Source organism: Granulicella sp. dw_53, from assembly GCF_018449545.1.
In the GTDB taxonomy this organism is placed as follows: domain Bacteria; phylum Acidobacteriota; class Terriglobia; order Terriglobales; family Acidobacteriaceae; genus Edaphobacter.
The window spans coordinates 1-23,768 of sequence record NZ_JAAVUR010000010.1; the positions used below are offsets into that span (position 1 = coordinate 1).

The window sequence follows — 23,768 nt, forward strand, 5'->3', positions numbered from 1 at the left end:
ACCCAGCTCCTATCAGCCGTTATCCCAATAATCACCGTTACGCCGTCCTCCGCACCTCTGCTTTACAATCGCACTGGCCGCGAATCCAGCCGGCCCGAGGTGCAGCATCCCATGTCCATCCCACTTTTATTTGCTGTCGCCATCGTCGCTCTCTACTTCTTCAGCTCCATCAACATCCTCAAAGAGTACGAGCGCGGAGTCATCTTCCGCCTCGGCCACGTCAAACAGACCGCAGCAGGTCCAGGTGTCGTCTTCATCTTCCGCCCCTTGGACCAGATCGTCCGCATCTCCCTCCGTCAGGAGGCCATGGAAGTCCCAGCGCAGGACGTCATCACCCGCGACAACGTCACCCTCAAGGTCAACGCCGTCATCACTCTCCGCGTCGTCGACCCCACCAAGGCCGTCATCGAAGTCGCCAACTACATCTACCAGACCTCGCAGTTCGCCCAGACCACCCTGCGCTCCGTCCTCGGCGAAGTCGACCTCGACGGCCTCCTCGCCCACCGAGAAGCCTTGAACATCCGCATCCAGAACATCATCGACGGCCACACCTCGCCCTTCGGAGTCAAAGTCGTCTCCGTCGAGGTCAAACAGGTCGACATGCCCGAGTCCATGCTCCGCGCCATGGCCAAACAGGCCGAGGCCGAGCGCGAACGCCGCGCCAAGATCATCCACGCGGAAGGCGAGTTCAACGCCGCCGCCAAACTGGTGGAAGCCGCCGCACTCATGGCCACCCAGCCCATGACCCTGCAGCTCCGCTACCTCCAGACCCTCACCGAAATCGGAGTCGAGAAGAACACCACCATCGTCTTCCCCCTCCCCATGGAACTGATGAACTTGCTAAACCGAACCTTGGTACCAAACACCGGCGACACAAAAAAGGACTAAAAATAAGAAAGAGACTTTGGCAGTGAACGAAGAGGCATTGAGATCTTGGACCGCTCTTACAATCCGGACAGCTACGACGACCCCATCGAACACGACCGCGAGATCTCTCTCGGCACCCCGACGATCCTCGGCATCTTCTTCGGCCTCGCCCTCATCTGCGCCCTCTTCTTCGGCCTCGGCTACAGCATGGGTCGTCACTCCGCCCAACCCGTAGTCAGCACCGCCGAACCAGCCACCGAAACTCCCACCACAAGCTCCGCCACCAAGCCACCCTCCGGCCTCCCCGGCGAAACCCCAGCCCACGATCAAGCCGACGTCCCCGAAACCGCCCCCGAGCCCAAGGCCAAGGTAATCCCCGCCGTCGCCTCCATCCCCCCACCCCGCCCATCCGCTCCCGTTGAAAAACCAGCTCCAACGCCAGCAGCCGCACCAGCCTCCACCGGAACCATCATCGTCCAGATCGCCGCTGTCTCTCACCGCGAAGACGCAGACGTCCTTCTCACCACCCTGCAACGACGCGGCTACAACGTAGTCATCCGCCAGGAACCCCAGGACAAGCTCCTGCACGTCCAGGTCGGTCCCTTTCCCACCCGCAAGGATGCGGATGCGATGCGCCAGCGTCTCCTCGCCGACGGCTACAACGCCATCGTCAAGTAGCCTGTGGCTCCAAAGGCTGCATCTCCACCGGCAAAGCCGCCGCAATCGCCGCTCGCACCGCCCGCATCAGATCCTCCCGAGTCGCATACTCCGACGACTCAATCACCGGAAGTAGTTGCACACGCGCCACGCCGATAGTGATCGCCGCACTCCCCTTCCGCATCATCGACTCCGTCCCCGAAACCGCAATCGGAACGATCGGAGCCTGGGTCTCCTGCGCCAGATAAAACGGACCTTTCTTGAACATCGAAAGCCTTCCGTCCAGCGAACGAGTTCCCTCCGGAAATACCAGAATATGCAGCCCGGAACGCAGCGCCTCAGCCGCAGCCTGCACGCTCGCTCGCGCTGCCTCCCGCTTCTGCCCTCGCTCCACCGGCACAAACTGCCCCATCCGCATCGCCCGGCCAAGAATAGGAATGCTCATCAGCTCCTTCTTCAACAGCACCGAACTTCGCCCCGGAAGCGCCGGCAACACCACTGGAGGATCCAGGTTCGACACATGGTTGCACATAAAGATGCAGCTCCGACCCGCCGGAACATGCTCCAACCCACTCACCAGAATACGAATCCCAGCCGCACGCACACCGGCGCGGGCGATCCACATCGCCACCCGATACATCGGGCCGATGTCTCCAGTCAGCAGCGTGTAAGGAATTCCAATCAGACCCGCTATCGGACCCAGCGTAACGTAGACAAAAAGTAGCTTCAGAGTAGCGAACATTCCACTTTGCAGAATACCGCACCGCAAGCAGACCTGCCCGTCTTGGCCATCTAGACTCTGCTTTCCAGTGCGGCGAGCGCCCTCGGAAGTTTCTCGTAGATGCCGCCAAAGCCACCGTTGGACATGATCGCAACAACATCGCCCTCGCGCACCTGCTCCGTCAGCACCGCGACGATAGCATCCGCATCCGCTGCTACGATCGCCGGAGTTCCAGCACCATTCAAGCTCGCTACGATCTCCTCCGGAATCAGCCGCTCCTGCACAGGAATGCTCTCGGACCGGAACACCGCAGCCAGCACAACCCGATCCGCAAGCGCCAGACTCTCCACCAGAGCCGCCGCAAACACATTCCTGCGCAGCGTGTTCGACCGCGGCTCCAAAACCGCCCACAAGAGCCGCCCCGGATACCTCTCCCGCAGCGCCCGCAACGTCTCCCGAATCGCCGTAGGATGATGAGCAAAGTCATCGACGACCGTAACACCCCCGACCTCCGCCCGCACCTCCAACCGCCGCTTCACGCTCTTGAAGCTTGCCAGCGCCTCCTGGATTGCTTCCAGTGGAACTCCCTGCCCCGCCGCCAAAGCCGCCGCGGCAGTCGCATTCAGCGCGTTGTGCTCCCCCGCCATCGGCACCTTTAAATCGGCAAAATGGACTCCACCCCGCGCAAGCTTCCACTGTGTCCCGAACTCATCATGCCGCAGTTCGGAGACATGCCAGTTGGAAGCTGGATCAAATCCATATCGCTCCACCGCACAAAACGCCTTTGCGACACACTCCCCTACATTCGTACTGCCGTCAAAGGCCACGATGCGCCCGCGTCGCGGAATCAGATTTACAAACCGCTTGAACGCTGTCTTCACAGCCTCCAGATCGACATAGATATCCGCATGATCGAACTCGACGTGCGTCAGGATCGCCGCATCCGGAAAGTAGTGGAGAAACTTCGGTCCCTTATCGAAGAAGGCCGTGTCGTACTCGTCTCCCTCAATCAGGAATGGTTGCCGTTTTTTACCATCTCCGATGGCCCTTACCCGGAAGCTATTGCCAAAATTCTCCGCAACCCCGCCGATCAAAAACGAAGGCGCCCATGCCTCGTCCTGCCGCGACGCGACCTCATAGATCCACGCCAGCATGCTCGTCGTTGTCGTCTTCCCATGCGTCCCAGCGACTACCAAAGACTCCCGCCCCATCAGAAATTCATCGTGCAAAATCGCCGCCATGGAACAGAACGGAATCCGCGTATCGAGCACATACTCTAGCTCGACATTGCTCCGCGAGATTGCATTCCCAACCACTACCAGATCGGGCCGCGGTTCGAGATTGATCTCCGCATAGGGCTCATGAACCGGAATTCCAAGCTCCGCAAGCATGTCGCTCATCGGCGGATAAGCTGCGGCATCCGATCCCGTGATCTTATGGCCCTGCAGCTGCAGCATCCCCGCCAACGACGCCATCGCCGTCCCACAGATGCCGATCAGATGAATGTGTTTTGTACTCTGCATCGCCTCTTTCAAACCTACCCCTTAACAGCCGCTTCAAGAAAGTGCAGTTGAGGATTCTCCGCATTCGACAGATCCAGTCTCACCCGTACGTTCAACGGCAGCGTAATATTCGGCGCGCTCACATGCCCGCAGCGCAACCCGATCGCGATCGGGCCTTCGAAGTCTCGCAATGAATGAAGAATCGCACGCTCCAATAGATCCGCCTCCTCAGCCGAGACACACTGCTCCATATTGCCGAAGACAATCCCGCGCACGCTGTCTAATCGCCCCGAGTATCGCAGATGAAGCAGAATCCTATCCCACTGGTAGGGCTTCGTCCCGATATCTTCCAAAAACAATACGCTATTCTCCGTCCGCGCAGCATACGGAGTTCCCAAGCTCTGCGCCAGAATCGAAAGGCAACCGCCGAGCAATAATCCATCCGCAACACCGGGCTGCAGTACTCGCAGTCCATCCGTCGCACCCAGCATCCAATCCGTCGCGCCCTCCAGGCACTGCGTCCAGCTTGGTAGATCGACTCCGTCATCGCGCGCAAAGTCCGCGGCCACCATCGGTCCATAAAACGTAACTAAATTAGCTTCATTTTGCAGCCAGCAATGCAGCGAGGTATGGTCGCTATATCCGATAAATGCCTTCGGATTCGCATGAATCAAATCCGCGTCCAGATACGGCAGCAGCTCAGCCGAACCCCATCCGCCTCGCGTACAAACGATCCCATCGATCTCCGGATCGGCAAACGCCGCATGGAGATCTGCCAGCCGCTCCTCGAGCGTCCCCGCATAGTAGAGCGGACCACGATCCAGAGCATGGCCGCTGAGCACTGTCTGATAGCCAAGCGCCTGCAACCAATCCAATCCGCGCTGCACTCGCTCAGGCTTCGGCGTACTCGCAGGCGATAGCACCGCCAACCTCGCTCCTAATCTCAGAGCCGCTGGCCGCACCGTCTTGCTCCCAGTAGTCTCGCTCACAGCCCAAACACCTCGCCAACACAAACAATCTCCGCCGGTCCAGTCAACTGCATGACTTGATCGTTTGCCGGCCAAACCGTTCGCTGGGCGCCACCCTCTGCCAAAGCAGTTAGGCTTCGGTCAACACCGGCCAGCACCATCGCAGCAGCAGACGAAGCACAAGTCCCCGTACCCGAAGAGGTCGTCGGACCGCATCCGCGCTCGAAGATCCGAAACGCGATCTCTCCGCTCGAGATCACTCGTACAAACTCAACATTCGTTCCATGCGGGAACAACGGGCTCGTACTGATGCGTCCGCCAACCTCCTGCCACGCCTGCCCTTGAACGCTGAAGTCCTCCGTATCTACCAGAATCACAAAATGCGGATTCCCAACGTTCACCATCGCGCCGGCCACGTTCCCCAGCCCATCCACCACGATCGTGCGCGGCATGACACGCGGCACACCCATCTCACTTTCGATCAGATAATTCGGATCGGCAGCCTCAATCACGCGGCAGGTCCTTACTCCCCCATGCGTCCCCAGCGCGACCTCCTTAAGGCCTTCGCTCTTCGCCAGCCACGCAGCGACGCATCGTGTGCCATTGCCGGAGAGCTCCGCCTCGCTTCCGTCTGCATTGAAGAGCCGCAGAAAAAACTCGCCGCCAACCCGATGCTCCAGAAACTCAATACCATCGGCCCCGACGCTGGTGTTACGCGAGCACAACTTCCGCGCCAACTCGGCGTGCCTCCGCCCAGCCAGCGCTTCTTCAATGATCAAAAAATCGTTACCGCACGCGTGCGCTTTTACAAATGGAATCATGCTTCCTATTCTTCCTCAGAGTCGCGATAAACGACTACCTGGTTCGTCATCGCGCTCGCTCGTAGCTCAGAGATAAGCCGTTCGTGCTTCTTTTTGTTACACACTACAGCAAAGGTGACCCTCTGCAGAGTAGCGACCGTAGATCGATCGATAATATTCAAACGGACGCCTGCCCCATCCAGTACATGCAGGATATCCGTATACATCGCCATCTCGTCCTCGCCACGCACCTCATACAACATCGAATACCGCGTCCATCCAGTGAACGCCTCAAGCCAGCCGATGCACAACAGCGAGAACAGAACGATCACCGTCGCCAGAGCCGCTTCAATATAAAGTCCGGCACCGCACGCCATTCCGATCGACGCCACCACAAACACCGTCGCAGCGCTGGTCAGTCCCAGCGTTCGATTCCGCGTATGCAGAATCAACCCCGCGCCGAGAAACCCGATTCCCTGAACGATATTCGAAGCCACCCGGCCTTTATCGGGATTCCCTTCACCCGCCAGCACGGCAGACAACAGTGTAAAAAATGCGCAGCCCATGCAGAGCAGCATGTTCGTCCGCAGGCCCGATGCCTTATGCCGCCACTCCCGCTCCAACCCAATCACTCCGCCCAGCAGACAAGCCATCAGCAGCCGCGTGGCTGTGCCCGTAGAGAGCAGTTCTTGGTCGATCTGGCTGAAATTAAACGAGCTTGGAATGTACATGAGTCTGGAGGAGATACTAGCATTCCAAGCCGCCGCCTAGTGGGTTGGCGACGGCTTATAAACATCCGAGCGATAGATCCGCGCACAAGGCTGCCCGCTCGTACACAACACGGTCAGCTCCGTAAGCCCGTCAGGATGCTCCGTAACAGCGTGCGAGACCGGGTCCCCGGCGATTGCCACAACGTACTCTGAGCGTGCAGCGGGAGCATCCAGCGCCGCCTTCCAACTGTCGTAGTCCCCTTCGTTCAGCGTCTGCCGCAGCGGAATCCCTGCCTGCTGCAACGCCCCGATATGCTCCGAGTTGAACATCAGAATCGGTACACCCGCAGGGAACGACTTCAACTCTCTCGCAACCGCCGCCTCAAACGCGACCCTTGTCACCGCGTTCACTTGTCCCTCTTTTAGAACCAGTGGAATCTTGTACATCATCCCAATCGTGCTCAGCACTACGAGCAACATCGCCACGGGCTGCAGCAGCCTCGCTCCCAGCGGCAGTGTCGTCTTCCACCGTCCATCGAGCCAATCCAAAGCCAGCATCGAGAAGACTACCAGCGCCGGAAGCAGGCCCATCCCGTATCGTGCGTTGTAGAACGAGTGCGGCCAAAGCTGCGGAATGAAGATCGGCACAGAGCCATACGCGATCGAGTAGACATAAAACGGCAGCGGCACCCATAGCAGCGCCGAAGCCCATGCCACGCCGCGCCGCACCATAACCACCAGCCCGGCGAGCGCCGCGACCATCACAGCAAAGCCAGTCTCCCAGACCGCGGTATCAACCTGCGCCGTTCGCGTGTAGAACAGCAGCGCCCACGCGGGATTATGCCAACCACGGTAGTGCCGCGAGCCAGGCGGCGAAGTCTTCTTCTCGATCGCCGCCGCCGAGTAAGGCCCGCGCATAAAGTCGAGCGCATCATGGAAGAAATGCTGGTTGTAGGCAAGCCAGCTCAGCGGCCCCGCGACCGTCAGCACGGTAAACACCGTGAACGAAGGAACCACCCGCCGCCACAAATCCGGGTTGCGCGATAGAGTCCACGTAAGGACACACCATACCGCCGCGCCCATGATCCATCCGTCGTACCGTGTGAAGACCGCCGCCACAATCAGCAGCGCAATCCCCACCAACTGCTTCGCCACCCGAACATCGCGCTCCGCCTGCACAGCGGCGACGCACTCCATCGTCAGGCAGGTCAGCCAAATGATCTCTGCCAGAAACAGCGGCTCCGTCATCGCCGTGGTCGAAAGATAGAGCAGGTTTGGATTCAGCGCGTAGAACATCGTGGCCACCAGCGCCCACCGTTGCGTCATCATCCGGCGCGCAAGCCGATATAGTCCGATCACGCTCAGAATGTAGCAACCCAGTGACGGCCAAGCCCCTGCAAGACCGTTCTGCCACCACTCCATATTCCGCACAAAGGGCAGCATCAGAAGATGCGGCAGCGGCAGCCAGACACCGCCAAGCTGCGCCAGCCCCGGGTTGCGCGAATCGAAGATACGCCGCGCTATCCCCAGATGAGCGACCGCATCGCCATAGAGCAGAACGTAACCACGCGTGTAACACACTACAAACGCGACGAAACTCGCCACCACCGCAGCCAGCGCGATGGGAAACATCTCTTCCCGGGTTGCAGGGTGCAATCCACCTGGCAGCACCTCTACATCGTTCGGCGGTGTTCCCCCGCGGAGCACACCTGCTGCCAGACGACCCCGCCGTCGCCTCCCGCTGGGAGTCCACTTCGGAGTCGTCTTCGGGGCCTGATTACTCAAGGTGCGAGATCTCCCGGAACAACTGGAAGCGCGCCTCGATCTCTTCGCGGCTCACCGACTGGAGCCGTTCCGTACCGAACCTCTCCACCGCAAACGAACCCATCACGCCGCCATAGAACATCGCCGACCGGAACACCGCCGGCGTAAACTCCGGCTGCGAAGCCAGGTACCCGTAGAACCCACCTGCAAACGAATCGCCCGCACCCGTCGGATCGACCACCTCTTCCAGCGGAAGCGCCGGAGCACGGAACGGCATAGAGATGGAGGAAGCACCAAGGAAAGAGCGGTCGCAGAAGAACGCAGTCGCGCCATACTCGCCATGCTTGACAACCAGAATCCTCGGCCCCATCGCCATCACCTTGGACGCGGCCTTCATCAGATTCTGCTCGCCCGAGAGCATCTTCGCCTCGCCATCGTTGATGAGCAGAACGTCCAGGCCCTTCAACACCTTCAGCAGGCTCTCCCGATGATCCGCGATCCAGTAATTCATCGTATCGCCGCAGACCATGCGGACGTCCTTCATCTCGCTCCGTACCCGTGCCTGCAACACCGGATCGATGTTCGCCAGAAACAGGTACTCGCTGTCCGCATACGCCGCCGGAATCTTCGGCTCAAACGTCTCGAAGACGTTCAGGTCGGTGCCCAGCGTCTTTGCCTCGTTCAAGTTCCCCACATAGGAACCCGTCCAGTGAAAACTCAGCCCGGGAGCCCGCTCCAGGCCCTTCGTATCGATGCCACGGTCCGTCAGCACCTTCTCATGCTGCGGAGTGAAGTCCTCCCCCACCACCGCGATCACCCGCACCTGCGTGAAGTAACTCGCAGCCAACGCGAAATGAGTAGCCGCTCCACCCAGGCAGTGATCCACTGAACCGTGCGGCGTCTCAATGCTGTCAAACGCCACCGAACCTACAACGAGAATTGACATAATAAGTTATATTCCTCTTGAAAAAGCCACTCGAATCAGAACAAATCAGCCCGGCACAGCGTACGGCCGGCTATACAAAGATGGAACACAACCCTAGAGATATTTATCCAACAACAGCCCGAGGCGCTTCTTCGTCTCCGCCGGAATCACCTTGGGATCCGTCAGGACGGCATACTTCAGTGCAGATGCACAGGCACAGGTCCGATCCTTCGGCATCGCGGTAATCGCTGCCTTCACAACCTTCGCCGCGTTCTCCGCGTTCTGGTGCAGCACCGCTACGATCTGGTCGACTGTTACGTCATCGTGCCCTTCGCGCCAGCAATCATAGTCCGTGACCATCGCCATGGTCGCGTAGCAGATCTCCGCCTCGCGAGCCAGCTTGGCCTCCTGGAGGTTCGTCATGCCGATAACATCCGCGCCCCAGCTTCTATATAGGTTCGACTCCGCACGCGTAGAGAACTGTGGCCCCTCCATGCAAACATACGTACCGCCGCGTTTGCCCACCACACCCACTGCCTCGCAGGCATCCACAAAGGACTTCAGCACCGTCCCGCAGACCGGATCGCCGAAACCGACATGAGCCACAATCCCGTCACCGAAGAAAGTTCCTACCCTGGCAAACGTACGGTCGATGAACTGGTCCGGCATCACAAAATCCGTCGGCTTGTGCTCCTCTTTCAACGAGCCTACCGCCGACACCGAGAGAATCCGTTCTACTCCCAGCATCTTCATTCCAAAGATATTCGCGCGAAAGTTCAGCTCACTCGGCAGTAGCCGGTGTCCCCGCCCATGTCGCGCCAGAAAAGCCACCTTGCGACCTTCGACCTCGCCCAGCACAAAGGCATCGGAGGGCTCTCCAAACGGTGTCGTAATCCGCTCTTCCCGTACATTCTCCAGCCCAGGCATGGAATACAGACCGCTGCCCCCAATAATCCCAATCTCTGCTTTATTCAATTACCCTGCTCCTATTGCTATAACTTGCGTGAATGTCAGGAGACACCACCGAATCAGTGCCCAGTCGAGTATATCGTTGCTGGAATCGCAGCCTTCATCAATCCAAAACTGGAAAGCCCCTGCACCATTCCCAATGAAAGCTCGTGTCCTGCCGGTCGTCCCACCTGTGGCGCTTGACCGACCCCCACTACCTGCAACGGCCCATCCGACTGCACCGCGGCGATCTTGTCCCGCAGCTTCCGCGCCAACGACAGCTCAAATCCCTCGCCCACAAAGACGCTCGAACCCGAAATGGAGATCAGCACGTCCCCTTCTTCGGTCGAATACACCTGTTCCGAATCATCCGCCTCATCCGCGGACCGGCGTACCAGATGCGCATACTTCCGCGCCAACTTGGCCGAATAGACCCGCATAAACGTCTTCGCCGAATCGCGGTTCCTCCAGTGCGACACATACAACAGCGCCAACGATGCGGTTGACTCCCGCTCCGCCGCCGTCACCGCCGACTTACGCTGCGCAGCAAAGTACACACCGCCGTTCCACGCCGGAGACAGCGCCTCGGCGATCGCCTGTCCACCAAAGAGCTCCGTCAGAATCTGTACATCCAACTCGCCCATCACGCCAAGGTCGTAAGGAAGATACTCCGCCTCCAGCAAGGGGTGGATATCCGGCAGCCGCAGCACCGGAACAGGCGTGTGTGCCAGATACACCTCTGGCGTCATAATCTCGAAGCTCGAGGACGGCGGATTGGTCAGCGTCCCCGCAAAAGCCGCCTCCTTGCCGCCCTTCACCAGCACTGCCTGCTCAAAGCTCAACCCATCGCCATAAGGAAACAAGAGCGACCTCTGCAACAGCAGAGGAGCCCGTGATAACACCGGCGATCCACTCGAGTTCGCCACCGAATCCTTCAACCGCGCCGCCAGCTCCGGAGCATCGACCAGCGACTTGCCCGCCGGACGCAGCGTGTAGTCGATATAGGTCACCATCGCCTGTCCTTCGGCGACCGCGCTCCGCGCCGTCTCTGCTTCATCCGTCTGCAGATGCCGGTTGTCCTCCTCCATAGTCTTCGCAATGCCCTTCTCTTCGACATCCGACCACTTCGTCAGGTCGACCCGCTGATCCTGGAGAGCATGCGTTAGCTCGTGCGCCAGCACCGGCTTCTGTTCCTCCGGCTGAATCCAGTCCAACAGGCTAATCGTCTTCGTCTTATTGTCATAAAAGCCAGCGATCTGCTCCGTCAGCAGAGCCACCAGGAACGGCCGCAGATGGAAGTCCCGGTCCAGCAACCCAAACTTCTTCAGAACGATTTCGGCGTGCTCCAGCTTCCTGGCCCCCTCGTCCTCCGCGAACTTCTTCTCCAGGTACTTGTTCACTTCGCTCCGCGAGATGAGCTTCCGCTTCACCGGATGCACGATAGGCAGCTTCGTATCCTCGCTCACAAAACCTAAAATCTCATCCACCGATTTGAAGAGCTCCTTTGCCTGCTCCTTCGTCATCGGCGTCGAATTGGTCTGATCCCCTGAAGCAGGACCACTCGGCTTGGGTCCCTGCGCAACAGCCCGCAACCCGCAACTCGCCGTCAAAAGCACCAGCGTCCCAATCCACACACTCAGGCCGTTACGCCGGCCGTTACAGGTTTGCTGCAAAGTCACCCCTCCGGAAACACGTATAATCACAGTGTACGCAGAGTTACATACCCCGTCCGCGATGAGCCCAACCATCCAGCCCGAAACCTCGACTCCTCAGGCACCTGCGGTAGATCTCCAACTCGCGGCCCTTCTCGGCGGTTCAGCACTCTCCCCCCTCTTAGACACCGGCTGGATTCGCATCACCGGAGATGATCGCGTCCGCTGGCTCAACGGCATGGTCACCAACTCCATCCAGGAGCTCCAACCCGGCCAGGGCAACTACAGCTTCCTCCTCAACGCCCAGGGCCGCATCCAAGGCGACGCCCATGTCTTCGCCGAACCTGCTGAATTTGAAGCGCTTCTCCTGGAAACCAGCCTCTCCCAGGTCCCAAATCTCATCACCCTCCTCGACCACTTCATCATCATGGACGACGTCGAGCTCACCGACGTCTCCGCCACCCGCTCCGGCCTCCTGGTTGCGGGTCCCCAAGCCCCTGCCCTGCTGGATAGCCTTCTCCTACCCGCCTCGGATCTCCCGCCACTTCAACTGAAGACGATCCTCTGGCGCACGAGTGAAGTCACTATCCTCCACGCCCATAGCCCCCTCGTCCCCCGCTTCGAGCTCTGGGCCGACGCGGCCACCATCTCTGTCCTCACCTCCGCGCTCCAAGAAGCAGGAGCCACCTCCGTTACACAAACCGCCCTCGAAGACCTCAGAGTCCTCGAAGGCACTCCCCGCTACGGCACCGACATCCGCGACCGCGATCTCCCCCAGGAGACCGTTCAAACCCGAGCGCTCCACTTCGCCAAAGGCTGCTACCTCGGTCAGGAGATCGTCGAACGCATCCGCTCCCGCGGCAACGTCCACCGCACCTTTACCGCCTTCCGTCTCGAAGGCGCCCTCCCCGCCGCCGGAACCCTCCTCGAAGCGGAGGGCAAGCAAATCGGCGAACTCACCAGCGTCTGCGCGATCTCGCTCTCCAACCAGCACCTTCAGCTAGCACTCGGATACACCCGCCGCGAGGCGCTCGATCGCAATCTCCCCCTCACCTACCCCGGCGGCATTGCTATCCCGGTTCCTGCCCCGTTTCACATCCCTACAGCCGGCTGACCTGCGCCGCATATGATTCTGAGAGAGTTTAACTATGCCCGAGCAAAATAAGCCCTTTGTCGTCACCGACCGCCGCAAGTTCACCCTCGACGGCGAGCCCCGCCCCGACGCCGATCCGTCGCCCGCCCGCGAGCCTCGCGACGTCACCCCGGAGCCCGCTCCAACACCAGTTCCCGAGCCCCAGCAGGCCGCTGCTCCCTCCCCATCGGACGAAGACATCCCCGCCGGCCCCACGGCTGAGCAGTCCGATCAGGCGCGCATCGCCTACGACGCCACCGCCGACCGCCTCGACACAGCCATCCGCGCCGCCAACCCCGGCATGGACCGTCTGCCCCCCATGAGCTTCGAGCAGCTCGTCCAGTCCGTCTATATGTCCGCCGTTATGCAGCTCGGCGGTTCGACCCCCGAGGGCCAGCAGCCCCAGGTAGACCTCATGGGAGCCCGCCAGAGCATCGACATGCTCTCCATCCTCCAGGAAAAGACCAAGGGCAACCTCGCCACCGACGAAGACCGCCTCCTCGACAGCGCCCTCTTCGAACTCCGTATGGCCTTCCTTGAGATCACGCAGGCGCTCGCCCGCTCCGCGGCAGCCAAGAACCCCGGCCAGGGGCCGCTCCGTCCCGGCCCCGTGGGGCCTAGCATCGTCCGCTAACGAATGGAAGCCACCCTCACCTTTCTCGGCAGCGGCACATCGATGGGCATTCCAACCCTGGGCTGCGACTGCGCCGTCTGCGCCTCCGCCGTCTCCTCCGCACCCGGAGTTCCCCCGGCGGAGCCGCGCAACCGCCGCACCCGGCCCTCCGTGCGCCTCGCCTACAACGACCGCACCGTCCTCATCGACACCGGCCCCGACTTCCACGCCCAAGCCGTCCGCGAGGGCATCCGCCGCGTCGACGCCGTCCTCTACACCCACGGCCACGCCGACCACGTCATGGGCTTCGACGACCTTCGCCCCCTCAGCTTCCACGTCGAGGGAAACCTCCCCATCTACGCCGACGACCCTACCGCCACCGACCTCGAGCGCATCTTCGACTACACCTTTCGCACCGAAGACCGCTACCCCACCAGCGCCCGCGTCGAGATCCACCGCCTCGACCCCACCCCCGGCGCCGGCGTCGAGCTCTTCGGAGCCACCTTCCAGCGCATCCCCGTCACCCACGGCCGCCAGACCATCACCGGATACCGCTTCGGCTCCGCCGCCTACCTCACCGACATGAGCGACATCCCTCCCGAGAGCCTCCTGCTCCTCCAGGACCTCGACATCCTCATCCTCGATGCCCTCCGCCACCAGCCCCACTACAGCCACTCCCACCTCGAGAAATCCATCGGCTTCGTCGACCTCCTCAAGCCCCGCCGCGCCTTCTTCACCCACATGGGACACGACATCGACCACGCCGTCACCGAAGCCGCCCTACCACCCCACATTCGCCTCGCCTACGACGGCCTGCAGGTTCAGTTCGAGATTGCCCCATGAACATCTACCGCGAACTCTCCAGCCTCCCCCGAACCCTTAGCGCCTCCGTCGCCACCATCGGCAACTTCGACGGCGTCCACCGCGGCCACCAGGGCGTCATCGCCGAAGTCGTAGCCCGCGCCCGCCAGCTTGACCACACCTCTCTCGCCGTCACCTTCGATCCCCACCCCGCCCGTGTGCTCCGTCCCGACGCCAGCCACTCCCTCATCACTCCCCTGCCCCAGAAGCTGGAGCTCCTCGCCGCCACCGGCATCGAGAACGTCGCCGTCCTCCCCTTCACCCCTGAGTTCTCAAAGCTCACCGCCCGCGCCTTCGCCTCCGACCTTCTGCGCGACACCCTCCACATCCAGGAGCTCCACGAAGGAGAAAACTTCCGCTTCGGCTATCAGGCCGAGGCCGGCATCGACAGCCTCGAAGCCCTCGGCAAGGAGCTCGGCTTCACCGTCCGCGTCTACTCCCCTCGGCTCCTGCGCGGCGGTCCCATCTCCTCCAGCCGTGTCCGAAACGCCATCGCCAGCGGCAACGTCAGCGAAGCCCGCGCCCTCCTGGGCCGCCCCTTCGCCATCGAAAGCCACCCCGCCTCAGGCCGCGGCTACGGCACCCGCTACACTGTCCCCACCATCAACCTCGCACCCTACCCAGAGCTGCTCCCCGCCAACGGAGTCTACGTCACCGCTCTCACCGTCGGCACCGGCCCCTCAGCCGAGACCTTCGACGCCGTGACCAACGTCGGCAACCGCCCCACCTTCGGAGCCGACTCCTTCACCGTGGAGTCCCACCTCCTCAACTTCCATCCCATCGACCTCGATCAGGACACCCCGCTCAAGCTCAGCTTCCTCAAGCGCCTTCGCCCCGAGATCCGCTGGCCAAGCACCGAGGCCCTCCGCGAACAGATCGGCCGCGACGTCCGTCAGGCCAACCGCTTCTTCAATCTGTGCCGGCTGCTGACTCCGCCACCCCGCTCTGCCTCTACTCCGGAGACTTTGCAGGAGTCGTAGGAGGCGGCGCAACCGGAGCCCGCCGTGTCGGACCACCCTCAGCCCCCGGGACCACAGCAGGCGCACTCACAGTCGGGGCAGGCACAACCTTCTTCACAGGAGCCTCGCCCGTCGGCACATCTGCATCGTCATCCTCAGACTTCGGAGCCTTCGCCGCCGGAGTCAGAGGCACATCCAGCACCTTCTTCGGTGCCCCCGCCGTCGCGAATGCCTCATTCGGCTTGTCCGCAATCGCAGCCTTCATGAACTCCATCCACATCGGGAGCGCGGCCTTCGCCCCGGTCTCTTTCTCTCCCAACGTCTCCCGGTTATCGAATCCGATCCAAGTCCCGCACGTCACCGAAGGCGAAAACCCAATAAACCATGCATCGGTAAAATCATTCGTCGTCCCCGTCTTGCCGCCCAGCGGATGCTTCAACTGCGCCGCGGAGGCTCCCGTCCCGAACTTCACCACCGCCTGCAATAAATCCATCATCGTGCGCGCCGTCTGCACCGACACCACCTCGGTCACCTCGGGAGCATCCTGCGGCATCGGCATCCCATCCGCACGCGTCACCTTGCGAATGTAGTGTGGCTCAATCCGTATGCCGTCATTCGGAAATACGCTGTAAGCTCCGACCTGCTCATAGAGCGTAATATCCGCCGCACCGATCGCCACCGGCAGAAACACCGGGATATTGCTCGTCACCCCGAACCGGTGCGCCATCTCGATCACCTTGCGAATCCCCACCTGGCTCGCCAGCTTTAGCGCTGGAATGTTCCGCGACTCCGCAAACGCATTCAGCAGCGTCATCGCTCCCTTGTAGTCGGCCTCATAGTTATGCGGCGTATACGGCCCATTCGGCGTCGGAAAGGTCGTCGGCCCGTCCACAATAATGTCGCTCGGCTTCGATCCCGCCTCCACCGCCGTCGTGTACACATACGGCTTGAACGAAGATCCCACCTGCCGCTGCGCTTGCGTCGCCCGGTTGAACTGCGACAGCGCGAAGTCTCTGCCGCCCACCATCGCCAGCACCTCGCCGCTCGAATTATCGACGGCCATCATCGAAGCCTGGGCACCCGAGTCCTCTTGTAGCGAGGCATGCACCACCCCATCCGCCCCGATGGCCTCCACCTTCACATAGACCACATCGCCGTTCACCAGGAAGCTGTCCCCATCCACGTACCCTGTCCACTTCCAATCCGCCGGCGTCAGCACCGTCTCCCGCGTACCCAGCTTGACCACCGCCCGCTTGGCATCGACGCTCGTCACCAGCCCATGAATGTAGCTTCCCGGCACGATCGGCTGAGACCAGTCCGGATGCCGGTAGCTCTCCGCGTCGTACCCCTGCAGCACGATATTCGTGAGGTGGCCCTTCCAGCCATGCCGCCGCTCATACGTGGCGACTCCATCCATCACCGCCTTGTTCGCGACCAGTTGCAGATCCAGATCCAGCGTCGTGTACACCCGCAGCCCCGACCCGTGCACCTCTTCGACCCCGAACTCCTTCTCCAACTGGCGTCGCACCTCTTCTACGAAGTACGGAGCCACAGAGTTCGCCGGCGACTCCAGGTGCAGCCCCAGCGGAGCAGCCTTCGCCGCAGCGGCCTGTGCCTTCGTGATCTTTCGGTCGTCCAGCATCTCGCTCAGCACCAGGTTTCGCCGCCGAAGCGCCCGCTCTGGGTACTTCACCGGCGAGTAGTACTCCGGCCCCTTCGGCAACGCCGCCAGCAGCGCCGCCTCCGGCAGCGTTAGATCCCGGACGTGCTTGCTGAAGTAATACTCCGATCCCGCCTCAAACCCGTACGTCCCGCGCCCCAGGTAGATCTGGTTCGCATACAGCCCGAAGATCTGCTGCTTCGTAAACCGCCGCTCGATCTGCAGCGAAAGAAAGACCTCCTGAAACTTGCGCCCATAGGTCTTCTGCGAAGATAGAAAAAGATTCCTCGCCAACTGCATCGTCAGCGTCGAAGCGCCCTGAGCCCGTCCACTCGAATGCAGGTCCCGGTAAGCCGCCCCCACGGCCCGCACCAGGTTGACGCCCCAGTTCCGTTCAAAGCTCTTGTCCTCAATCGAGAGGATCGCCTCCCGCAACACCTGAGGAAAGTCCTCATACGGCACCACCACTCGCCGCTCCAGCGCGAACGAACCAAACGCCTTGCCATGAATGTCGTAGAGTTCCGTCGTCGTATTGGGTCTGTACCGCGCAAGATCCTCCATCTGGGGAAGATCGATCGAGTACACCAGCATCAGCCCGCACAGCGCCCCGAACACCGCCGAGGCAACCAGCAACGCCAAAAATGTGGCCTTTACCGCGATCCGTCGCGTCCGGTAAGCCGGCCCTTGCAGCGTAACCCGCTCGAAGGCTCGCCGCCACCACGGCCGCACCTCAGCCTCAAAACGCCCGGCGCGACGCTCCGACTGCTTCTCTTCGCGGTTAAATAAGCTCTGCACAGCCTCTTCACGATAGCATGCACACTCCCGCTCAGCGCTCTTTCTTCAAGGATTCGCAAAGGGTTTTAGCCCCACGAAACCTCAGAATTAACGCCGAAATAAGCCCAAAGTTTCAGCGGGATAAGGCTTACAAAACAGAATTAGCGCAGGGTTTGCCTGCGCTAATCCCCACCGGTTCGGGAGCTAGCCCCGAGGACTCGCAACTAAGTGGTCTTCCCCTTCAACAACTCCAAAGCCTTGGAGAGCTGTTCATCCACCGACACCCCAGGCTTAGTCACCGGAGCCGCCGCAGGAGTATCCATGCCGTCCTCGTCGCCACCGCCCGCCGCCGCGTCATCAAGAGCCGAAGCCACCAGCGTACCGGGCGTCACACCCTCATCCTGCAGCTTCTTCCCCGAAGGCGACTTGTACTTCGCCACCGAAAGAATCAGCGCTCCACCATCCGGCAGGTCGAACGTCTTCTGCTGCGCTCCCTCACCAAACGTCTTCTCTCCCACCAACTCCGCCCGCTTATTATCGAGCAGCGCCGCAGCCACCAGTTCAGCCGGTCCTGCCGTCCCGCGATTCGTAATCACCACGATCGGAGCCGTCACGTTGATCGACTTGGAAGCCTCAGCCGTAAACGTCTGCTTCTGAACCTTCTGGCCCTCGAGCGTCGCAATCGTTCCGCTGTTCAGGAAGAAGTTTGCAACCCGTGTCGCCTCAGTCATATCTCCCACGGCAACGTCCCGCAGGTCCAACAGAACCTTCTTGTTTCCGGCCTTCGCCATCTGCTTCAGCTTCGTCTCGATCTGCTGAACATGCTCATGATCCAGAACACCCGGCTTCAGATACAGAATCGTCGAATTCTCGTACATCGTCTCCGACACAGGCGCCACAACCGCAGCCAGCCGCGTCATCGAGACCTTCTCCGGCTGCGACTTCCGTGGCCGCACCACCGACACCGTCAGTTCGCTCCCGGGCTGTCCCGCAAGCAGCATCTGGATCATCGCCAGCGAAAGCTCCCGCGTATCCTGCGATCCGATCGCCTCGATAATGTCCCCATCGTTCAGGTTCGCCTTATCCGCCGGACTGCCCGGAACCACCGAGACCACCGTCGCGTAGCCATAGCGCTTGGAGACATTGATCCCTACCTGCGCCTTGCCGCCCTTGTCCGCCTTATAGACCTTGTACTCTTCAGGCGTCAGGTAGCTCGAGTCCGCATCCAGCGACTCCAATAGGCCGCGCAGTGCGCCATTCGTCACCGCTGGAATATTCGGCTCCACCACATAGTCCGTCTGGATATGCCGCAGCACCTCACTGTAGACGTTGATCTGCTTGTACGCTCCATCCTCGTCGGAGGCGGCGCTCACCCCGCTCGCATTCACACCCAGAAACACCGTCAGCACCAGCACAACCGACGCAACAAGAAGCAGGATCTTGGAAAGCTTTGGCATAGGTCGAAGATGACTCCCGGGACAGAATTTAAACTAGAAACAGATCGGCTACTACGGTTAGACGACGACCGCTGCCAAAATGATACTCTCGAACCTGAATTCACGGTCCAACCGCTTATGCGACTTTGGTGGCGGTGGACAGAATCGAACTGTCGACCTACGGGTTATGAGTCCGTCGCTCTAACCATCTGAGCTACACCGCCCCTGGTGTCTGGCAGTACCGGTTCGAAGGCGCATCGCAACCCAGGTAACACCCAGAGCAGGACACAGCACCACTAGGAAAGCCCCACAGGAAAGAAGGATCTCGCCACGGCACCAGCAAGTTCAATCATACTTGATTCCTCCCCTACGGAAAAGCAATCCTCATCCGTCCTCGGAGTCATCCCCGCCCGTCTCGCCTCCACGCGCCTCTCCCGCAAAGTGCTTCGCACCATCGCCGGACGCCCTATGCTCGCCTGGGTCTTCGAAGCCGCCAGCGCCTGCCCCCAGCTCGATCATGTCCTCATCGCCACCGACTCCGACGAGGTCGCCGAGCTCTGCACCCGCCACTCCTGGCCCTTCCAGATGACCTCGCCCGACCTCCCCAGCGGCACCGACCGCCTCCACGCCGTCGCCCAGCTCCTCGACGCCGCCATCTACGTCAACATCCAGGGCGACGAGCCCCTCCTCAAACCCCAGCACCTTACCGCCCTGTTGGCCCCCTTCGCCAACCCCGACGTCGACGTCTCCACCCTAAAAGTCCTCTGCACCCCGGAGAACATCGCCAACCCCAACGCCGTCAAGGTCGTAACCGCCGCCGACGGCCGCGCCCTCTACTTCTCCCGAGCCACCATCCCCTACGACCGCGACGGCACCAACCCACCCTACTGGAAGCACATAGGCCTCTACGCCTACCGCAAAGCCGCACTGAACGTCTTCCCCACCCTGCCCCACCGCACCCTCGAACAGACCGAGCGCCTAGAACAGCTCCGCTTCCTCGAAAACGGCCTCAGCCTCTACGTAGCCCCCACCCACTTCGACACCGTAGGCGTAGACACCGAAGCCGACCTCCAAAAAGTAGAAGCCCTCCTCCTAAACCGCTGACCCACGCACACTAAACCTCAACCCAGACACAAAAGCGGGTGCCCCATCCTTTTTGCAGCTTCATCGCAAATAGGGTGGGGTATCGGGCAAAGCCCGACCGCACTCCTTCCCCAACCTCCAAGGCTCAACCGTCCTCCTCACCCAGCCCTAACCGCCCGGGTGCCCCATCCTTCGCGCCGTTGCCTCTCGCGAAGGGTGGGAAGTAAATCATCCCCCAGCCACGCCGCTGCCCTTCTCCACCCACCCCAAGAGCCCAGAAGCTCCATCCGAGAGCTCCTGACCACCAATGGTTAGGAAACCAAACCCACCATCACCGCACCGGCAAAAACCGCAACTCTAACCCACCAACCCCCGAAACCACCTCAACCACATCCAGCGACTCCGCCACCCAAGTAGCCGCCTTCAACTCCTCCACCGAGTGCGTCCCCAAAACCCCCAGCACCCTGCAACCTGCAGCAATCCCCGCCCCAACCCCCGAAGGAGCATCCTCCACCACCACACAATCCACCGGCGCAAATCCCAACAACTCCGCCCCCCGCCGATACGGCTCCGGATCAGGCTTCCCCCGCTCCACCATATCCGCGCTGATGATCCGTGTCGGAATTGGCAGCCCCGCGATCTTCAGCCGTCCCAGCAACAGCCGTGTCGTCGCCGAAGTCACAATCGCCCATCGCTCCGGCGGCAGACCCTCCAGCAGCGTCTTCACCCCCGGCAGCACCTTCAGGTCTTCGGTATCCTCGATCTCCATATCCTCGATTACCTGCAGCCCCTCCTGAGGGTCGATATCTGGCCGCAGAGACTTCACAATCTCGATCGCCCGCATCCCATGCGGAACCTCGTAGGTATCGGCATTCGGAACCCCATACATCTTCGCCCACCGGCGCCAGCAACGCACCACCGACCCGATCGAACTGATCAGCACCCCATCCATATCGAACAGAATTCCCTGCGTCTCTACCGAAACCAACTCGCTAACCCCCTTGCTCAAGCCGATCTCCCTTGCAACACAAACGTCTCCGCAGCCTTCAAAATCCGCCCCACCGCCTCCACCGAACAGCTCTCGCAATACACCCGCAGCAGCGGCTCCGTCCCCGAAGCCCGCAGCAGCAGCCACGTCTCCGCCGCATTCGGCTTGCTGGCACAGTCCGCGTTCTCCAGGAAGAACTTGATCCCATCCAGCGTCTCCACCCGCAACACCTTCATCCCCGCCATCGCATCGCCGGCCTTCATCGCTCCAGCTCGCGCAATCGCCGACTGCTTCAGCTCCTCATCGATATGCATATCGATGCGCCCATACTGATGCTCGCCAAACTCCGCCTGCAGCGAAGCCACCAGCTCACCCAGCGTCTTGCCCTCATCCGCCATCACATTCGCCAGCAGCAGCGAGTTCAGCAGCCCATCCCGCTCCGGCAGATGCCGGCTGATCCCCACGCCACCCGATTCCTCGCCGCCGATCAAAATGTCATGCTCCAGCATCAGGTCGCACACATACTTGAACCCGATCCCATGCTCATGCAGCCGCCGCCCATACTTCACGCAGATGCGGTCCAGCATCTTCGTCGTATTGAAGGCCCGCGTCACATCCCCCGGCCACTTCTTTCGCTCCAGCAGCCACCGCAGCAGAATCGCAAAGATCTTGTGCGCGTCCACCACATTGCCATGCTCATCGACTGCACCGATACGGTCCGCATCGCCATCCGTGATCAGCCCCGCATCGCAACGCTCCGCCACCACCACCCGCTGCGTCTCTTTGATGTGCGGAAGAATCGGCTCCGGGTTGATCCCTGGAAACGACGGATTGATATCCCCCCGCATCTCCACATGAGGAATACCCGCCTCCGCAAAGATCCCCGCCACCACCCCGCGCCCCGAGCCATACATCGTGTCGATTAAAAACCTGTAGCCCGAGTCCTTGATCTTCTTCAGATCCACAAACGCCTTCAGCGCCTCGACATACTTCGCATGGAAGTCAGCATCCTCGACCGTCCCAGCCTTCGCGGCCTGCGCCAGCGGCTTGCCCAACTGCCCTTCAATCGCAGCCATGATCGACGGCTTACCCGACCCGCCATAGCTCGCCTTGTACTTCACTCCGTTCCACTCCGCCGGATTGTGGCTCGACGTTATCATCACGCCGCCCGCCGCTCCCCGCCGCCGCACCTCATACGACAGAGCCGGCGTAGGAGTCTCCCGCGCCGACATCGTCACCGCGATCCCCGCCTCGGATAGCACCTTCGCCACCACGCCCGCAAAGGACCGCGAACCGAACCGCGTATCCCACCCAATGCACACACCGGCCGCGGCATTCTCATCCGCCAACACATAGTTCGCTATCGCCGCCGCTGCGACCCTTACATTCGCATAGGTGAAGTCGTCCGCGATGATGCCCCGCCAACCATCCGTCCCAAACTTCACAATCTGCTTGGGCGCTGCTGCACTCTGATCCGCCATGAGGTCTCAATCCCTATATGTAACTTTAATAGTATCGAAATCAAAAAGGCACGTTCAACTTAGGTCAACGCAACCCGTCCGGTATCGACCAGCTTCTTCACGACCTTGCCCACATCCTGGCAGCGTTCGCGCGTCGTAATCAGCAGAGCATCTTCCGTCTGCACGATCACCAGATTCTCAACCCCCACCAACGCAACCGCCATACCCGGGGCAAACACATAGTTCCCCTTCGCCTCGATCACTACATCGCTCTCGGCTTCCACCACGTTGGCGTGCTCGTCCTCGCAATACCGCGGACGAGACATATGGTGCTCATGCAGCGCCGACCACGAACCCAGGTCGTTCCAGCCGAAGTCGCCCGGCAGACACACAATCCCCGCCGCCGCCTCGCCCTTCTTCGACCGCGGCTCCAGCACCGCATAGTCCACGCTGATGTTCTCGCACTGCGGATACACCTCCGCGAACACCGCATCGAACTCCGGCGTCCCATACGCCGCCGCAATCTTCTCCATCAACGGAGCCATCGCCGGGCAGTGCTCTCGAATCGCCCCTGCAAACGTCTTCGCCGACCACAGAAAGATCCCGCTGTTCCAGGCAAAGTTCCCCGCCGCCAGAAACTCCTCCGCCCGCTCCTTCTCCGGCTTCTCCGTAAACCGACGCACCCGCCGCGCCTCGATCCCGTTTCCGTTGACCTCGCCCGCAGCTACCGTCGCGCCAACCTCGATATACCCATAGCCCGTCTCAGGCCGGGTCGGCGGAACCCCAAGAACCACGATCGTATCGCCCGAAGCCGCCAGCTTGATCGCTGACCGCAGCACCGCGATAAACCGATCGCCGTCATTGACTACGTGATCCGAAGGAAAGATCCCGATCACTGTATCCGGCGCCGTCCGCTCCAGCAGAAAGGCCGCCAACGCGCACGCCGGCGCAGTGTTCCGCGCCGCCGGCTCGCTCAAAATATGTTCTTCGGAGACCTCAGGAAGCTGAGCCGAAATCTGCCCAGCCAGCAGGTCATTCGTGACCACCCAAACGTCGCTGGCATTCGCCAGAGGTAACAGACGCTCCAGCGTCTGCTGAATCATCGTCCGATCGCCATCCAGGGCCAGCACCTGCTTCGCCCGTGACTTGCGGCTGCGTGGCCAAAACCGTGTTCCGCTGCCACCGGCCAGAATCACCGGCGCAAAACGAGCTCCCAGGTCCAATTGTTCAGGATTCATACATCTCGAATCTAACAGGGAGCACCGCTCGCTCCCTATCAAACTTCCAG

General features: G+C 61.1%; 21 protein-coding genes and 1 tRNA gene. 7 read left to right on the forward strand and 15 right to left on the reverse strand.

The window, feature by feature from the left end:
• Positions 1 to 111 precede the first annotated feature (111 nt).
• Both HB393_RS15920 and HB393_RS15925 read left to right on the forward strand, forming a co-directional pair.
• Positions 112 to 888, forward strand: coding sequence for a slipin family protein (locus HB393_RS15920; RefSeq protein ID WP_213806347.1), 777 nt, complete (start codon positions 112 to 114; stop codon positions 886 to 888).
• Between the two features lie 45 nt (positions 889 to 933).
• Entirely contained in the window at positions 934 to 1,545 is a 612-nt protein-coding gene (locus HB393_RS15925; protein WP_213806187.1) for an SPOR domain-containing protein, read from the forward strand.
• Here HB393_RS15925 and HB393_RS15930 read toward each other — a convergent pair.
• From HB393_RS15930 to HB393_RS15970, 9 genes are all read right to left on the reverse strand, one after another.
• Positions 1,538 to 2,266: a lysophospholipid acyltransferase family protein gene (locus HB393_RS15930; RefSeq protein ID WP_213806188.1), complete on the reverse strand. Its 729-nt coding sequence runs from the start codon at positions 2,264 to 2,266 to the stop codon at positions 1,538 to 1,540. The genes HB393_RS15925 and HB393_RS15930 overlap by 8 nt on opposite strands.
• Before the next feature lie 50 nt (positions 2,267 to 2,316).
• A complete protein-coding gene (mpl, locus tag HB393_RS15935; RefSeq protein ID WP_213806189.1) occupies positions 2,317 to 3,768 on the reverse strand; it encodes a UDP-N-acetylmuramate:L-alanyl-gamma-D-glutamyl-meso-diaminopimelate ligase in 1,452 nt (483 codons plus the stop codon).
• Between the two features lie 14 nt (positions 3,769 to 3,782).
• Complete coding sequence (locus HB393_RS15940; RefSeq protein ID WP_345945242.1) at positions 3,783 to 4,736, reverse strand: LD-carboxypeptidase; 954 nt, start codon at positions 4,734 to 4,736, stop codon at positions 3,783 to 3,785.
• Positions 4,733 to 5,536 (reverse strand): diaminopimelate epimerase, encoded by an 804-nt coding sequence (gene dapF, locus HB393_RS15945; protein WP_213806190.1) that lies wholly within the window; start codon positions 5,534 to 5,536, stop codon positions 4,733 to 4,735. The genes HB393_RS15940 and dapF overlap by 4 nt, the downstream gene beginning before the upstream one ends.
• A gap of 5 nt (positions 5,537 to 5,541) precedes the next feature.
• On the reverse strand, positions 5,542 to 6,246 hold the full coding sequence (locus HB393_RS15950; RefSeq protein ID WP_213806191.1) for an MgtC/SapB family protein: 705 nt from the start codon (positions 6,244 to 6,246) through the stop codon (positions 5,542 to 5,544).
• A gap of 36 nt (positions 6,247 to 6,282) precedes the next feature.
• A complete protein-coding gene (locus HB393_RS15955; protein WP_255551216.1) occupies positions 6,283 to 8,010 on the reverse strand; it encodes a glycosyltransferase family 39 protein in 1,728 nt (575 codons plus the stop codon).
• On the reverse strand, positions 8,003 to 8,935 hold the full coding sequence (locus HB393_RS15960; protein ID WP_213806192.1) for a PfkB family carbohydrate kinase: 933 nt from the start codon (positions 8,933 to 8,935) through the stop codon (positions 8,003 to 8,005). Before HB393_RS15960 ends, HB393_RS15955 begins: the two co-directional genes overlap by 8 nt.
• 93 nt (positions 8,936 to 9,028) lie before the next feature.
• The gene (gene mtnP, locus HB393_RS15965; protein ID WP_213806193.1) at positions 9,029 to 9,889 is read right to left on the reverse strand and encodes an S-methyl-5'-thioadenosine phosphorylase; all 861 of its coding nucleotides are present in this window, start codon (positions 9,887 to 9,889) and stop codon (positions 9,029 to 9,031) included.
• Between the two features lie 53 nt (positions 9,890 to 9,942).
• On the reverse strand, positions 9,943 to 11,535 hold the full coding sequence (locus HB393_RS15970; RefSeq protein ID WP_213806194.1) for a hypothetical protein: 1,593 nt from the start codon (positions 11,533 to 11,535) through the stop codon (positions 9,943 to 9,945).
• Between the two features lie 61 nt (positions 11,536 to 11,596).
• On the opposite strand from HB393_RS15970, the gene HB393_RS15975 reads away from it, so the two are divergent.
• Genes HB393_RS15975 through ribF form a run of 4 tightly spaced genes read left to right on the forward strand, consistent with a single transcriptional unit; the run spans position 11,597 to position 15,100 of the window.
• Positions 11,597 to 12,628, forward strand: coding sequence for a folate-binding protein (locus tag HB393_RS15975; RefSeq protein ID WP_213806195.1), 1,032 nt, complete (start codon positions 11,597 to 11,599; stop codon positions 12,626 to 12,628).
• A gap of 34 nt (positions 12,629 to 12,662) precedes the next feature.
• Positions 12,663 to 13,280 carry a DUF1844 domain-containing protein gene (locus HB393_RS15980; protein ID WP_213806196.1) on the forward strand — a complete coding sequence of 206 codons (618 nt, stop codon included), beginning with the start codon at positions 12,663 to 12,665 and terminating at the stop codon, positions 13,278 to 13,280.
• Between the two features lie 3 nt (positions 13,281 to 13,283).
• Positions 13,284 to 14,102 (forward strand): MBL fold metallo-hydrolase, encoded by an 819-nt coding sequence (locus HB393_RS15985; protein ID WP_213806197.1) that lies wholly within the window; start codon positions 13,284 to 13,286, stop codon positions 14,100 to 14,102.
• On the forward strand, positions 14,099 to 15,100 hold the full coding sequence (gene ribF / locus HB393_RS15990; RefSeq protein WP_213806198.1) for a riboflavin biosynthesis protein RibF: 1,002 nt from the start codon (positions 14,099 to 14,101) through the stop codon (positions 15,098 to 15,100). The genes HB393_RS15985 and ribF overlap by 4 nt, the downstream gene beginning before the upstream one ends.
• Here the strand turns inward: ribF and HB393_RS15995 are convergent.
• The 3 genes from HB393_RS15995 to HB393_RS16005 form a co-directional block, all read right to left on the reverse strand.
• Positions 15,072 to 17,534: a PBP1A family penicillin-binding protein gene (locus HB393_RS15995; RefSeq protein WP_213806199.1), complete on the reverse strand. Its 2,463-nt coding sequence runs from the start codon at positions 17,532 to 17,534 to the stop codon at positions 15,072 to 15,074. The two genes, ribF and HB393_RS15995, sit on opposite strands and share 29 nt — an antisense overlap.
• 203 nt (positions 17,535 to 17,737) lie before the next feature.
• Positions 17,738 to 18,970, reverse strand: a complete 1,233-nt coding sequence (locus HB393_RS16000) for a S41 family peptidase (RefSeq protein WP_213806200.1) — start codon at positions 18,968 to 18,970, stop codon at positions 17,738 to 17,740.
• Between the two features lie 126 nt (positions 18,971 to 19,096).
• Positions 19,097 to 19,173, reverse strand: a tRNA-Met gene (locus HB393_RS16005).
• 127 nt (positions 19,174 to 19,300) lie between these two features.
• On the opposite strand from HB393_RS16005, the gene kdsB reads away from it, so the two are divergent.
• Complete coding sequence (kdsB, locus tag HB393_RS16010; RefSeq protein WP_213806350.1) at positions 19,301 to 20,053, forward strand: 3-deoxy-manno-octulosonate cytidylyltransferase; 753 nt, start codon at positions 19,301 to 19,303, stop codon at positions 20,051 to 20,053.
• Between the two features lie 310 nt (positions 20,054 to 20,363).
• On the opposite strand, the gene HB393_RS16015 is transcribed toward kdsB, so the two are convergent.
• From HB393_RS16015 to HB393_RS16025, 3 genes are read right to left on the reverse strand one after another with little or no spacing between them, the layout of a single operon-like run.
• Positions 20,364 to 21,041: an HAD-IA family hydrolase gene (locus HB393_RS16015; protein ID WP_345945243.1), complete on the reverse strand. Its 678-nt coding sequence runs from the start codon at positions 21,039 to 21,041 to the stop codon at positions 20,364 to 20,366.
• Complete coding sequence (locus HB393_RS16020; RefSeq protein WP_213806201.1) at positions 21,038 to 22,501, reverse strand: phosphoglucomutase/phosphomannomutase family protein; 1,464 nt, start codon at positions 22,499 to 22,501, stop codon at positions 21,038 to 21,040. The genes HB393_RS16015 and HB393_RS16020 overlap by 4 nt, the downstream gene beginning before the upstream one ends.
• Positions 22,502 to 22,560: 59 nt before the next feature.
• Entirely contained in the window at positions 22,561 to 23,718 is a 1,158-nt protein-coding gene (locus HB393_RS16025) for a mannose-1-phosphate guanylyltransferase (protein ID WP_213806202.1), read from the reverse strand.
• Positions 23,719 to 23,768 lie beyond the last annotated feature (50 nt).